The sequence below is a fragment of the Streptomyces sp. NPDC059743 genome, assembly GCF_042732975.1.
Lineage (GTDB): Bacteria > Actinomycetota > Actinomycetes > Streptomycetales > Streptomycetaceae > Streptomyces.
The window spans coordinates 77,223-90,869 of the sequence record NZ_JBHWGS010000018.1 but is presented as its reverse complement, the minus strand read 5'-3'; the positions used below and the strand labels follow the sequence as shown (position 1 = coordinate 90,869).

12 protein-coding genes are annotated in these 13,647 nt (G+C 69.1%); 6 read left to right on the top strand and 6 right to left on the bottom strand.

Annotation, left to right across the window (positions count from 1 at the left end):
* Positions 1–38 precede the first annotated feature (38 nt).
* A complete protein-coding gene (locus tag ACFV6H_RS29240; RefSeq protein ID WP_385547997.1) occupies positions 39–242 on the bottom strand; it encodes a DUF5999 family protein in 204 nt (67 codons plus the stop codon).
* Between the two features lie 343 nt (positions 243–585).
* On the opposite strand from ACFV6H_RS29240, the gene ACFV6H_RS29235 reads away from it, so the two are divergent.
* Both ACFV6H_RS29235 and ACFV6H_RS29230 read left to right on the top strand, forming a co-directional pair.
* Positions 586–1,980 carry a B12-binding domain-containing radical SAM protein gene (locus tag ACFV6H_RS29235; RefSeq protein ID WP_385547994.1) on the top strand — a complete coding sequence of 465 codons (1,395 nt, stop codon included), beginning with the start codon at positions 586–588 and terminating at the stop codon, positions 1,978–1,980.
* Between the two features lie 180 nt (positions 1,981–2,160).
* Entirely contained in the window at positions 2,161–2,712 is a 552-nt protein-coding gene (locus ACFV6H_RS29230; protein ID WP_385547991.1) for a ribonucleoside-diphosphate reductase, read from the top strand.
* Positions 2,713–2,796: 84 nt separating this feature from the next.
* Here ACFV6H_RS29230 and ACFV6H_RS29225 read toward each other — a convergent pair whose 3' ends face one another.
* The 5 genes from ACFV6H_RS29225 to ACFV6H_RS29205 are packed head-to-tail and all read right to left on the bottom strand — an operon-like array spanning position 2,797 to position 10,070.
* Positions 2,797–5,544, bottom strand: a complete 2,748-nt coding sequence (locus tag ACFV6H_RS29225; protein ID WP_385547988.1) for an AMP-binding protein — start codon at positions 5,542–5,544, stop codon at positions 2,797–2,799.
* Positions 5,541–6,221 (bottom strand): HIT family protein, encoded by a 681-nt coding sequence (locus tag ACFV6H_RS29220; protein ID WP_385547985.1) that lies wholly within the window; start codon positions 6,219–6,221, stop codon positions 5,541–5,543. The genes ACFV6H_RS29225 and ACFV6H_RS29220 overlap by 4 nt, the downstream gene beginning before the upstream one ends.
* The gene (locus ACFV6H_RS29215; RefSeq protein ID WP_385547982.1) at positions 6,208–7,551 is read right to left on the bottom strand and encodes an AMP-binding protein; all 1,344 of its coding nucleotides are present in this window, start codon (positions 7,549–7,551) and stop codon (positions 6,208–6,210) included. The genes ACFV6H_RS29220 and ACFV6H_RS29215 overlap by 14 nt, the downstream gene beginning before the upstream one ends.
* Positions 7,548–8,636 (bottom strand): TauD/TfdA family dioxygenase, encoded by a 1,089-nt coding sequence (locus ACFV6H_RS29210; protein ID WP_385547980.1) that lies wholly within the window; start codon positions 8,634–8,636, stop codon positions 7,548–7,550. Before ACFV6H_RS29210 ends, ACFV6H_RS29215 begins: the two co-directional genes overlap by 4 nt.
* A 30-nt stretch (positions 8,637–8,666) precedes the next feature.
* On the bottom strand, positions 8,667–10,070 hold the full coding sequence (locus ACFV6H_RS29205) for an FAD-dependent protein (protein WP_385547977.1): 1,404 nt from the start codon (positions 10,068–10,070) through the stop codon (positions 8,667–8,669).
* Positions 10,071–10,483: 413 nt separating this feature from the next.
* Between ACFV6H_RS29205 and ACFV6H_RS29200 the strand changes: the two genes are divergently transcribed.
* From ACFV6H_RS29200 to ACFV6H_RS29185, 4 genes are all read left to right on the top strand, one after another.
* Positions 10,484–10,939 carry an ATP-binding protein gene (locus ACFV6H_RS29200; RefSeq protein ID WP_385547974.1) on the top strand — a complete coding sequence of 152 codons (456 nt, stop codon included), beginning with the start codon at positions 10,484–10,486 and terminating at the stop codon, positions 10,937–10,939.
* A complete protein-coding gene (locus ACFV6H_RS29195; RefSeq protein ID WP_385547971.1) occupies positions 10,936–12,018 on the top strand; it encodes an aldo/keto reductase in 1,083 nt (360 codons plus the stop codon). Before ACFV6H_RS29200 ends, ACFV6H_RS29195 begins: the two co-directional genes overlap by 4 nt.
* A gap of 325 nt (positions 12,019–12,343) precedes the next feature.
* The gene (locus ACFV6H_RS29190; RefSeq protein WP_385547968.1) at positions 12,344–12,556 is read left to right on the top strand and encodes a hypothetical protein; all 213 of its coding nucleotides are present in this window, start codon (positions 12,344–12,346) and stop codon (positions 12,554–12,556) included.
* The gene (locus ACFV6H_RS29185) at positions 12,526–13,362 is read left to right on the top strand and encodes a hypothetical protein (protein ID WP_385547965.1); all 837 of its coding nucleotides are present in this window, start codon (positions 12,526–12,528) and stop codon (positions 13,360–13,362) included. The genes ACFV6H_RS29190 and ACFV6H_RS29185 overlap by 31 nt, the downstream gene beginning before the upstream one ends.
* The last annotated feature ends 285 nt before the right edge of the window (positions 13,363–13,647 follow it).

The window sequence follows — 13,647 nt, the reverse complement described above, 5'->3', positions numbered from 1 at the left end:
GGGAACCGGCAGGCCACCTTGTTCGTGCCGGGTCACACTCATGCGGCAGCGCTCGTGGCGGCGCCGGCCAGCCGGCGGGGGGCGATGATTTCGCCGTCGGGAAGGAGTTCGCCGGTGTCGTCGAAGAGCAGGACACCGTTGCACAGCCGCGACCAGCCCTGGTCCGGGTGAGTTGCGACCACGACGGCGGCCTCGCGGTCTGTGGCCACAGCGGAGGGGCAGGTGGGCTTGTGCTGGCACATGGTGTGTCCTCGGGAGAAGCGGTGCTGCTGGGGGGAGCTCGGCTTTCGCGTAGCCGCCGTGATCAGCGTTCCGCTTGACGTGTGGCGTCGGTACGCCATTCGTCTGCCACTCCACTGCCATTTGCGTGGAAGCCCGGTCGCTTCGAGGCGATATCGAACGGATTGAGTAACCGAACGGGTCCTGGGGTCTGAGCACGCGCCCGCGGCTCGCTTGCGGTTGGGCGCGCAAGTGGCAGTGGAGTGGCAGGCGCGTGGCGTACCGACGCCATCGCGGCGACCCGAGGCTGGTTGTGGCCGCTGTCGAGCGGCGACTGACATCTACGGCCTGGGAGTGTGACCTTCAGTGGGGAAGATCGTCTTGTTCGCCGGCGTGGACCCGCTTGCCACCGGCGAGTCCGACTACCCCTGGCACCCGCTGTCCGTGCTGACGGTCGGCACCGCCTTGCGGGCTGCCGGGCACGAACCGGTAATCATCGACTGCCAGATCGAACCGGACTGGCGCAGGAAGCTGGCGGACGAGGCGAAGGACGCCCTCTACGTCGGGGTTTCGTGTATGACGGGCCCGAGCATCGGCAACGTGCTGGACGCAATCGGCACGGTGCGCGAGCACGCGCCGGGCGTTCCTCTGGTGTGGGGCGGCTACCACGCCTCACTCGCCTACCGCGGGATTCTGCGAGAACGGTGGGTGGACGTGGTCGTCCTCGGACCAGGGGAAGCCGCGGCAGTCGCACTGGCCGAGCTGGCCGAGCGGACGGGGGGCCTGACCGATACTGCCTCGCTCGCCGCCATCCCGAACCTGGCCTACCGGGACGGAAGGCGCGAGATCTCGCTGCACGGCACCGTGGCGGATCGCATCCTGGAGACCCCGTACGGCGCCCTGGCGGACATGAGCGCCGTCCCACCCCTGGACTACACCCTCATTCCGGTCACCTCGTACTACACCGACCGGGTCCGGGACCTGAGCTACCTCACGTCCTGGGGCTGCCCGCATCCCTGCGGGTTCTGCAGCGAGCCCAAGACCAGCCTGCGCCGCTGGAAGGGGCTGCCGCCGAAGCGAGTCGTCGACGAGGTCGAGAAGCTCTGGAAGACCTACGCGCCGGACCAGATCAGCCTGATGGACCCGAACTTCTCCACCAACACCCAGCGTGTGATCGGCATCGTCGAGGAGCTGGAGCGCCGCGGCCTGTGCATCCAGTTGCGGGCCAACATGCGGGCCAAGGACATCGTGAACCTCTCTGGGCACATCGACCTCGAAAGGCTCCGGAAGGTCGGCTTCAGCGCGGTCTTCGTCGGCTGCGAATCGGGCTCCGACCGGATGCTGGAGCTGATGACCAAGAACGCGACGGTCCAGCACACGATCGACGGCTGCCGGATGCTGTCGGACGCCGGCATCGTCCAGCTCACCAGCTGGATCCACGACCTTCCGCACGAGACCGACGAAGACAGCGACCTCACGTTCCGCCTCGTCCAGGACCTGGCCCTGCTCCCGCACAACGAGCAGAAGCACCACTTCTTCACGCCGTTCCCGGCCACCGACATGTACGACGCGCTCTTCGGCGCCAGCGAGGACGACGGGCGCAGCCAACGCGACTGGGCGCGCAGCGACACCTACTCCGGAAGCGCAATCTGGTCTGGCCGGCCCGACTTCCGCCGCCGCGTGCTGGAACGGCTCCTGAAGCTCAGGGAGCAGCACCCGGACGTTCTCGTCCGATCGCTTCCCAGGCTCGTGGAGGCCTGACCGCGCCATTGCCGAACGGCTGGGCGGAGAGCGCGTGTTCGGCGCGCCGCGATTGGTGCCGACCACCCCTCACCTCTACGGTAGGAATCCCACATCTTGTGGTCGCGGAAAGCGAGATGCCCATAGGTTGTGGGTGTCGCCCTGTTATGCCCATTTCGACCACCCAGAGGACACATTTCGATGGCGGACCGAACCGTTGATGGCATGGCGCGCACGCACAGGGGCGGGGAGCACCCCCTCGCCCAGGTGCCGCTGCGGTCCCCGAGGCGTCTGAAGTCGACGACCCGGTCGTTCAACGTCGGCGAGGGGAAGGGCTACCTCACGGTCGCCTGCACCGAAGACGGCCGCCCTGCTGCGGTCACGATCTTCATGGCCAAGCAGGGCTCGACCCTGGCGGGCTTGATGGACGGCTTCAGTACGACCATCACCCAGGGGCTACGGCACCAGGTACCGCTGGAGGTGTTCGTCCGCGAGTACGTCAGCATGCGCTTCGAGCCCGCGGGCCTGACCAATGACCCCGAGATCAGGCAGGCCACCTCGGTGCTGGACTACGTCGGTCGGCGCCTGGCGCTCGACTTCCTGCCGTACGACACACGGGTGGAGTTCGGCGTGCTGACGGCCGAGGAGCGCGCGGCCAAGGAGCTCCAGGACAACGTGGGCGACGCGGCCTGGGCCGACATGATCGGCCTGGCTATGTCCGCACCGACCGTTACGAGTCCTCGCCAAGGCTGAGGACGACGCCGCGAAAGGGGCCGGTGCCGCGATTCGTCCGCGGCGCCGGCCCCTTTCGTGCGTCCCGGGGTGTACCCGCCGGGCTCAGTCGTCCGTCAAGGTGAGGGCAGTCTCGATCGCGGCGTCCACGTCGGGCACGAGGGTGACCTCGGGGAGCATGTCGAAGGAGCAGCTCGGCTCGCCCACGTAGATGACGGGGATGCCGGCGGCCAGCGCGCATCCGATCTCAACGCTCAGCCCCGCGCTGCGCCTGCTGAACCCCAGGGCGATGAGCACCTTGGAGCGGCGGACGTCGTCCAGGCACAGCCGGGCGGCCAGTCGGTTGAGCGCTATGCCGGCATCGAACTGGCAGCTGGGCCGGGTGAGCGGGTCGAGGTCGAGCCATCGCGAGGTGGAGTGCAGCGGCGCGGGCAGTCTGTCGCGGAGCCGGCGGATTTCATTGCGGTGGCGGAGCGTGGCCGCGAGATATACAGGGACGGCCCCAGGCGGGGCGGGCTCGCTGGGCGGGATCCGGTGCGGAGCCGCCGTACGCAGACGGGCCGGTCCCGGCCTGGCCGAGAAGCGATTGCCTGCCGTGGTCCGTCCGGCGCCATAGGGCGTGATCGGGCTGTAAGCGTGACGGAGGTCCTCGTGCAGCAGGGGCATCCCGATGAGTTGACGCCGTTCGTCGACCTGCGCGTAGGAGCCGTCGAGCGGGTAGAGGAAGCGGGGCTCCTCGTCACGGACAAGCACGAAGGTGCCGTAGCGCTGAGGTTGCCCGTGGAGGGACTGGACACGGTCGTCGAGCAGCGCCAGGTGCCGTCCGTCAATGAGCCGGGTGCTGACGTTGCGGGTTGCTTCGTAGAGGAGTTCGTCTCTGCGCTCGCCCGCGAGATCCGCGTGCTGCATCAGCAGCCAGACCGCATCGGTGGCAGAGGGACCGTGCCGGTCGAGCCTCGGCCAGCGATGCCTGGCCACCGCGTCGATCACCTCCGCGGTGGCGTCGGCGGACGCCTCCAGGTAGAGGGCGAGGTCCTCGGTGGCGTTGACCAATTCGGGGGCCAGGACCGGAAGGAGGGTGAGCGGCTGGGGCCACTCGGGGTATCCGAGGGCTTTGCCGATCCGGCCGTCCAAAGCCGGATCATTGAACAGGGACGCAAGAGCGCGCTCTAAGAGGAGCTGCTCGCGCTCGGCGACCTGGGTGAGGCGCTGCCAGATGCTGGGACTGGTAGAGGGGGCTCCGGGGACGATGACGAGTTCCTCGCTGACGGGAGCGGCGGCATATTGTGCCTGCTCAAGGCGGGTACGGGCGGCGGCAGTGTCCAGCTTGCCCGCCTCGGTGCGCGGGATGGCGGCGACCCGCACGATGGTGCGGGGAACTTTGAAGTCTGCGAGCTGGCTGCGGGCGTACCGGCGTACGTCCTCCACCTCGCCACCGGGCGCCAGGTGGAGGAGTGCGCCCAAGGTGTGTCCGCGTACGGGATGAGCCGTCGGCACGACGGCGGCGTCCTGCACGTCGGGATGGTCCTGAAGCACGCGGCTGATCTCGGGGAGGTAGACCTTCTCCCCGCCGAGGTTGACGCACTCGCTGTTCCGGCCGAGCAGGACGATGCGGCGATCCCCGACCAGCTTGGCATGGTCTCCGGACAGCAGATACGTGGTTCCGGAGCTGACGCGAAATCGCTCGGCCGGAAGGCTGCCGCCGGGGTGTGTGCCGAGCGGATGGGGCGCGGCGACGGCCAGGTGGCCGTCCTGCCCGACGGACGCGCACGTCCCGTCGCTTCGCAGTACGACGGCATGGGCGCCGAGATCGAAAGTTCCGGTGGCCGGCACATAGTCGGCCGTGGCCGTGGAGGCGCCGATCCCGGTCGCTTCGGTGGCGCCGAGCGTCTCGATAAGCCGTACGTGGGGCAGGACATCGAGGAGACTGCGCTTGACCTGCTGGCTCCATGCGGCACCCGAGGAGGTGATGGTGGCCAGGCCGGAGAGGTCCCATCGGCCCGGCCGGCGGTGAAGGGCCGTGGCGAGGGGACGGGCGAGGGGATCGCCCACGATGGCGAGGGTGTCGGCGCGGTGCTGGGCGACGGCGTCCCAGATGGCCGAGGGGCCGGGCTGGGGCACGGTGATCACCGTGCCGCCGGCGCACAGCGCGCCCAGGGCACGCGTCTGCCCCGAACCATGCATGAGCGGGCTTGCGACGACCAACCGGGCGTCCGCAACCGGGATTTGGCCAGCCGGCCCCGTGTCGTTGCGTCGCAACCACGGATTGTGCGCGTTGACGTTGCGCGCGAGGTCACCCACGCGCCAGCGGATCGCGGCGGGTTCCCCGGTCGTGCCACCGGTGCACTTGATGAAGGTGTCGTCCGCCGACGAGCGGTGATCGTCCGAGTCCGAGGCGCTCTCGGCCCGCAGGATGTGCTCCAGCGGCTGTGCCCAGACGGGCAAGACCTGCTGGCCCGTGACAATCCACGAGCGACAGCCGGGCAGCCCGGCACGGGCGGACGACATCTCCGTGAGCTGCTCTGACGCAAGGAAGACGACGCTCGGCGTGAGCATGGCGAGGAGGCCGTCAAGTTCACGGGCCCGGTAGCGGTAGTTGACGTTGGCGGGTACGACGCCGATGCGCAGGCAGGCGGCAAGGCAGACCAGATGCTCCGGCCGGTTCGGTAATGCCAGTGCGGCAACGTCTCCGCGGTCGATGCCGCGACTTCGGAGGTGCGCGGCCAGCGTGGCGGCCTGCGCGTCGAACTGGCGCCACGTCACCGTGGTGTTGCCATGGATGAGGGCGAGGCGCTCCGGATGGTCTGCAGCGATGCGCCGCCACAGGCTCGCGAAGTCGAGTTCACTGCTCATCCTGGCGTCCCGGCCCCGTATGCCGTGGCCCGAGACACCGCCGGCTTCACAGTGGTGAGGTCGTCGACGGTGGTCCGGATCAGCTCGGGGAACGGGTTTGCCTGCCAGTCCCACGCCGCGGCCTCGATCTGCGGATCAAGCTGGGCCACGACCTGGCGCAAACGGATCCGGGGGAAGGCATCGTTAGGAATGGGGTAGCACGTCAGGGTGCCGGTCTGGTCCCGGACGGTGATGTAGGAGGTGTCAGCGCCCCGGGGGACCTGGGCGTAGCTGGCGATTTCGTATCCCGAGACGCGTGCCGCGAGCCATTCACCGAGATCGGCGGTGCTGGGGAGCATGTGCAGATGGCCGTGGCTGATGCGCCGCCCGGCGGGGAGATTGAGGCCGTACTCGAAGGTGAGGATCGGGCGCCGGTATACCTGGTGAAGTCGGTCGGCGAGGTCGTGGGCCAGGTCCTCCACCTCCTCGAGTTCGTTGTCGCTCAGCCGTCCGAGGGACAAGACATGGGTGGTGGGCACCACAAGCAGGTAGCCGGGGACGAAGGCGCCTATGGTCGGCACCGCCGCCGCGCCCGTGTTCGCGGCGACGACGCGCTGCTGGCCGGCGTGGAGATGGCGTTGCAGAGTGCAGTCGTCGACGTCCGGGTTGATGGCCTGGCACAGGTCACAGTCGGGCATGTCCTTCTCGCAGGGTCGTGTGATCGTGAGCTGTGTCCCGACGCAGCTCGATGGCATGAGGGCGCTGAGGGGGTGTCAGCCGCCGGGCGCACCAGGTGCGCAGATCCGATGAGGTGAGGGTCGGGTCCTCGGTGTGCACGACGGCGGACAGAACGGATCCGAACCGGCCGTGGGGGCTGATGCGGATTTCGCATGTCCGGACGGCGGGGTGCGCGATCAGGGTGTCGTGGGTCTCGGCCAGGGCGACCTTGATGCCCGCCACGATGGCGCGGCCGGGAACGGCCACGTCGGTGACCTCGATGCGGTCGGTGTCCCCGATCCGCCTGCCGATGTCGCCGACGCTCTGCCATTCAGACCGGCCGGTGCACGGCTGGTCGGTGCGGTGGGAGATGAGCCCGGCCCGGCTGCGGCCTTCGATGACTCCCTGGGCGCCGGTCGCGATGGGCCAGCGGCTGGCGTCGACGACCCGCAGCTCGGAGTCGGGCAGTGGAGGCCCGCCGGGGCCGGGAGAGGCGTAGGGGCTGAGGGTTCCGTCGTACAGGGTGGTCCCGTAGTACTCCGCGACGCGCTCGGCCCCCAGGACGTCGGCCAGGCGCTGGCGCAGCGGGGGCGGACACGGGGCCGAGGAGTGCAGGAGCAGGCGCAGCGAGGAGCAGGCGGTGCGGAGCTCTCGGGGCGGCGTTGAGTCGTTCCAGACCTGCTGGATCTGTGACGGAACGAGGAACGCCCAGTCCGCCTTGTACGCACCGGCGTAGTGCAGCCACTGTTCGGGCGTGAAGCGGGGAGCAAGGATGATGCAGCCGCCGAGGAGGAGCTGTCGAAGGGCGAACTCGAACGGTCCGTTCAGGTGCATGGGGGCGGCGAACAGAGCGCGGCCGCCCGCCCGCATGCCCAGAGCGCGGGCCTTGCGCGGCGCGGCGGGCGATTCGCCGTGCGTCAGGACCGGGACCTGGCGGTGACCTGAAACGGCCAGGACCGCCTTCCACGGCCGGCAGCCGGCTCTTCGTGCTGTCTGCACGTCGTGCAGCACTTTGGCTTCGGGAACACGAGCGGGTAGGAGCAGGGGTGTACGGCCCGCCATGAGGGCGGCGCACACCTGGATGAAAAACGCGGCGCTGGGCGCGGCACGCAGTACGGCGACGCCCGCGCTGTGCTCCGGGTGGCCTTCCAGGTCTTGCGCCTGCCGAGCGGCTGCCAGGTAGAGGGAACGGAAGCTCGTCGTGCCGTGGCGGTCGATCACAGCGGGGTGGTCGGGTCTCTGGCGCGCGGTGCGGTGCAGCTTGCCGACGATGTCCGCCCGCCACTGCGCCGACGACAGCTGCGGGCTCATGAGGCGGTGGTCGGCGCGGGATTGGCCGGCGGCTTCCAGGAGGTGGCGAGCTGCTGCTGCTGGGGATCGGTGAGCCACCCGAAGCGGAGGTACTCGTCGGCCTCTCCGGCCCGGCGGCCGCGGTAGTGGGGGAAGGTGATCCACGACCGGAGCAGGTGACGGGGCTTTGCGGGAGGGCGCGGATCGCGGTAGGCGGTGCGGGAGTGGAGGACGGTGTGGTTGTTGACCAGCTGGAGATCCCCGGCCCGCAGTTCCATGTCGACGCTGTTCTCGTCGGCGAGTTCTTCCAGGAGGTCGAAGGCGGCCATCGCATCCCGTGGGAGCGGAACCTCGGTGAAGGTGGGGGTCTCCAGCAGCGTGTGTCGGACGTAGCGGGTGGAGAAGCGGCCGCGGTGGAGCGAGAAGACTGGCGATATGAACGTGGGGGGCAGGCCGGGCACGTTTCCGCCGGCCATGTGGAAGTGGAACGGCCGGTACAGCTCGGCGGTCCACGTCGAGGAGGCGTTCAGCATCTGGTTGTGCACGGTGCCGGCCGAGGCGAGACGGGAGAGGCCGCCGGTCTCGGACGCGGTCAGGCACAGAAGGGCTGCAGCGTCGGCGCCGTCAGTGTGGAACCACAGGCGGTCGGCGGTCTGATGGCCGCGCACGGTTCCGTCGCCCAAGGCGCGTCCGGTCGCGCGGACATGTCGGATGAGCTGTCCGTCCCGGCTCTGGGTGGCGATGGGTCCCAGGTAGGTGGCCAGTCCGCGCAGAAGCAGCGCGTTCTGGCGCTCATCGAGCCGGTCGACGGGTAGCCCGCGCAGCACGGCGAAGCCGCGGCCGTCGGACACTTCGCTGGAGATCGTTTCCAGGATCGAGCCGACGTGGCCGAGAGGGAAGTCCTGGCGGTTGATGTCGCGGTCGGTGAGCATGTCGCGGTCACGGAGTCGGTTCTGCGCAACGGTGAGCGCGTCGATGACTTCGGCGGACTCCTCACGCGAGAGCGTGTACGTCCAGGCTTCGGGCGAGAAGGTGCTTGGGCCCCACAGAGGGGCCTCGTCGGAAGTCAGCCACTTCGGGCGGGCTGTGCGAGGGGAGGGCAACATGCTGGAGTCCTTGAGAGAAGGCCGGGGGAGTCAGGCGGTGACGCTGCGGCGGGCGGCGATTGCGTCACCGGCGAGCCAGCCGGAGTCGGCGGCGCCGATGATCCCTCCGGTGAGGCCGGGTCCGTCACCGACCAGGTACAGACCGGGATAGCCCGGAGCCTGCATGTCGTCGTCGACCTCGAAGCGGTCTGCCCAGCGCTCGACGGCCGGCCCGTACAGCATGTTGCGAGGGCCCAGGGCCTGCGGGCACAGCCGGGCGAGACGCTGGAGGTAGTCGCGCAGCAGGCTCACGATCGGCTGGGGGAAGAGGTCTGCGAGGTTCCCGGTGGCGGCGTCAGGGATGCTGGGGACGAAGCCGGACGCAGCATCGGTGACGGTCCCGGTGGTGGGGCGGCCGGCCAGGAAGTCACCGAGCGTCTGGGCCATGACCCGGCCTCCGGTGCTGGTGTTTATCCGGGTGACGAGGTCGCGTACGTACTCGGTGCTCAAGGGGAATCCGTCGCCGGCGGTGGCCAGCACCGCGGTATTGCTGCGGTCGTGCCCGTGGTCGCTGGTGGAGTGGCCGCCGACCAGGGTGAGGTCTTGGTACTGAGCCGGGACGACGTCCCCTCCGAAGCAGACGCAGTGCGTGCGCACCTCGGCACCTGCGCCGGGCTTCCAGATGACCTTGGGGTCGGTGGCGACCTTCAGCAGCAGGTCCAGGAACTCGCGCGGGCCTTCCAGGCGGAAGCCGAGCTTGGGTTGGGCGCTCTTGCGGGGCAGTCCCAGGGTGGCGCCCAAGGCGCGCAGCCAGGCCGCGCCGATCTTTCCGGGGGCGAGCACGACGTTGTCCGCGTAGAGCGGCATTGGCTCTGTCCAGTCGGCTCCGGTGACCCAGACCTCCCAGCGGTGGCCGGCTACGGGCGAAGGCCGCACGTCGGTGCAGCGGATCCCGCAGAGCACGGGAGCTACGGCTTCGACGTGCTGTCGCAGGGCGGAGGTCATCCGCATGAGCTGGTCGCTGCCGACGTGGCGGACGGGGTAGTGCAAGTACTCGAGATCGTGGGCTGCGGCCAGTTCGGCCAGCTCGGCGGCCGTGGAATCGTCGACGCCGTGCAGGGGGGCGTCCTCGCCGCCGCGGAAGAGCTCGTCGATCGCGTACTGCCGTGCTTCGACCTCGTGAGGGGGGAAGCGGTGGGAGATGGTCGAGCCGATGCGGTGGGACAGGCACAGCTTGCCGTCGCTGAACATGCCGGCCCCGCCGAACCCCGAGGTGATGGTGCGCTTCTCGTCCTGGCCCAACTCGCGGGCCCGGATGCGTCCGTCGATGTCGTCGCCCTGGTCCAGGACGACGACGCCGCCGGCCGGAGTCCCCGCGCGGATCGCGGCGAGGAGCCCCGCGGGGCCGGCACCGATGACGATGGTGTCGCACCGGGTGGGGGGCCTTCGCGACACGGACGTGGAAGGTAAGGGCACAGCAGCCTCCGGCTGAGGAAGGGGTCAATGCGCGGTCCGCCCAAGCGGGCGTCCGTTCGATGCCGCCCTCGGCGAGCTGCTCATGCGTCAGCTCGCAGAGGGCGGCTGGCATCTACGTTCGCCGGATCCGTATGGCGTCGGTACGCCATTCGTCTGCCACTTCTCTGCCACTTGTCGACGAGGGCCCCGTTCCCTCCCATTCCGGCAAAGTGCACGCTTCACCTCAAATGGGCCGTCTCGACTGCTCCAGCCGCCAGACGAAATGGCAGTGGAGTGGCAACCCAATGGCGTACCGACGCCATCGGGATTCCTTCACCGTGGAAGCGGGCCTTCACCGGGCCCTCCGCTGACGGGCTCGGCCCACTGGCGGTCACCGCACGTGCAGGGAGACGATGGTGCCACCTCTATCGGCTGCGCTGAAACCGTCTGGTCATCTCGACCACGCGCCCGAACAGCACCGTCTCGACCTCAGCGTGAGCGAGTGGCCCACCAAGGCCGCGCGTACTCAGATCCGCACGGTGCTGGATGGAAGGGCCGACCCGGCAACGGTCGACGACATGGTCCTTGTCGTGGACGAGTTGGTCGCCAACGCCCTCCGGCACACCCCGGGCATCGGGGCCCTCCTGCTGGAGGTGAACCAGGACCGGGCCACGGTGCGGGTGTTCGACGCTGGTGCGAACTGCTCTGCGGTGGCCGTCAAGTCTGCGCGGAAGTCCGACGAGAACGGCCGCGGGCTCGACATCGTTGCGCGACTGACCGAGGAGTGGTTCGCCGAACCGACCACGGCCGGCGGCAAGGCGGTGGTCGCGGTGTTCGCCATTGCGCTCCAGGAGAACAGCTCACGATGACCGCCCTCGATCTCAAGCCGCGGCACATCGCGCCCGGGCTGACTGTCAACCCGCTCGGAGTGGGCTGTTGGGCGATCGGAGGCCCGACGGTCAACTCGGGCCATCCAGTCGGCTGGGGCTCCGTCGACGACGCGCAGTCGCTCGACGGCCTACGGACCGCGGTAGAGCACGGCGCCAACTTCTTCGATACAGCCGACGTGTTCGGGCACGGCCACTCCGAGAGGCTGCTGGGACAGCTCCTCAAAGAGGTCGACAGGGAGTCCGTGCACATCGCCAGCAAGATCGGATGGGTGCGAGGCACAGCACCTCACCCGTACGCAGGCCCCAAACTCCGCCACCAGTTCGAGCAGAGCATGGAGAACCTGGGCGTCGAATACCTGGACGCCTACTTCCTTCACACCCTCGATTTCGGGGACGACGACGACTATCTGCATGTCGCCATCAACCAGATGCACGCACTTCGCGACGCCGAGTACATCAAAGCCATCGGCATGCGCGGACCTCACCCTTTGGCTTCGGACCGAAAGGACGCCGCGGACGTGCGCAGTGCCCGGTTCGCCAAGATCTTCCGTCTGCTGCGTCCCGACGTGCTCTGGACCCGGTGCAACCCGCTGAGTCCGCCGACTCTGGTCGACGGCGAGGACCTCTTCAGCTTCACGGCACGCCACGGGGTCTCGCTGATGCTCACCGAGCCCCTTGCTCAAGGGCTGTTGACCGGCAAGTACCACCCGGGTGCCCCCGTCGTCTTCGGCCCGGGCGACCACCGACGGCACAAGCGGTGGTTCACGAATCCCGGTCTCGAGATCATCGACCGCGGCCTGGAGACGCTGCGCGAACGCTTCGGCCGCCATCCGCAGGACCTTGTCCGCGTCGCCCTGCGGTACAGCCTCCAGCAGGCCGACCACACGGCGGTGATCGTCGGGTTCACCACTGCCGAGCAGATCCGCGAGAACTACTCCTGCCTCGGAGCGCCACTGACGCATGAGGAGCTCACGTTCGTCGACGACACCTACGGCCGGATACGCGCCGAACTCCACGCCGCAGGTGACGCCTACAACCGGGTGGAGGTGACGGTGTGACCGCGAAGTCCACAGACCGCCGGCCGGTCACCGTCCTGTCGGTCATCGGCATTCCCGGGCCGGAGCTCAGCGGCGTCGTGGTCCCCCGCCCGCCCCCATGAGGGAGAGGCGCCAGCCTGCTGCCGGACCTCGCGGCGCAGCCGGCATCAGGAAGCTGGTGGTAGCTCGCCGTGACTGACGCGCCAGCAACCCGCCCGAACTCGCCCTACACAAGGGTGCCCTGGATCGCGCACTGCCCCCGTCAGCCAGGCCCCTCCCGCCGGTGGGCGTAATACCGCCGGTCATACGCCCAGCCTGCCCGCCCGCTCACCAGAAGCGGGCCCCGATGCTGCGCTACGTCCTGGAGTGCCGCGGCGTCTCCCGGCACGTCGCCGAGTCGCATCTGCCTCTCGCAGAACTGCTCGACGTCGCCGCCAACGCCTTCGGTCATCTCCCGTTCGAGCGTATCCCGAACGCGCCGCCTCCCATCCAGGCAGCGCTTTCAATCACCACAACCACGGAGGTCCCATGGGAACGATTCAGCAGGCGCTGCGCATGAGCGCCCCGTACTGGGCTGCGGAGCACGAGATCGCCCTGCGCTACTTCGGTTCGAGCGCCCGGAACACCGGCTCCGACAAGGTCTGGGTCGGCCACCAGATGTTCAAGGAGTGGACCGGCAGCGGGGTCTACGGTCCCCGGCACACCACCGTGGCCAGCATGATCGCCGAAGTGGCCGAAGAAGTCGCGCCGCTGGGCCGCGGGGCGGTCGCTCCCTCTCCGCTGAAGAGCACCTACACCAAGCTGAGCTTCGCTTCCGACGAGCTCCGGCACTACGCCCAGCTGCACGACCTGTTCCTCCTCATCGAATCCGCCACACCCCCGCCGGCGATCGCGGAACTCGGAAACCTGAAGGAGGGAGCCGCGCTCACCGAGCTGCGGCTGAGCTACCGGGATGACGAGCTCGGTGCCATCGCGGTCGACCTGTCCGAGGGCGGAGGCTTGGGGCTCTACTTCGGTATCCGCTCCGCGAAGAACCTGCTGGACTCTTCCAGCCACGTGGACCGCGAGGTTCTCGCGGTCGCTGACCGAACGATCGCGGACGAGACCCGGCACCTCCTCGGTCGCTTCCAGACTGCCCGCGACGCCGGGCTGGATGAAGAGCAGTGGGTCCGTGTCTCCGAAATCCTGGAGGAGATCTCGCGTCAGAAGCTCCTGGAGCGCAACGAGCAGTTCGGCGTCATGCTGACGAGCCAGGAAGTGGCGACCGTCTGTGCGAGCGAGAATCACGCCCGGACGGCCGGCTTTCTCACGGACCACCTCGGCTTCCTCCTGGACTACCTGGGAATGACTCCAGTTGATCTCTGACGCCCGCAGGCATGCTCAGCCGGTACTCGCCGGGCACCGCCTCAACGCCCCGATGACCACGGTTTTCAGCTACGGCTCGCGCCGGCGCGTTGTCGTCGGGCTGGGCAGCGCGGGGCACCTGGAGGTCACCCGGGGGGTGTGCTCGTTGTCGCGGGCCCCGCCGCCCCCGCCGGGCGCGGGGGCCCCCGCCGGGGCCACGCGCGGCGGCCCCCCCCCGGGGGGGGGCCCGACGGATCGGAGCCGGGCAGGAACAGCACCACGCACTCGCCGCGCAGAGTCTTGAGG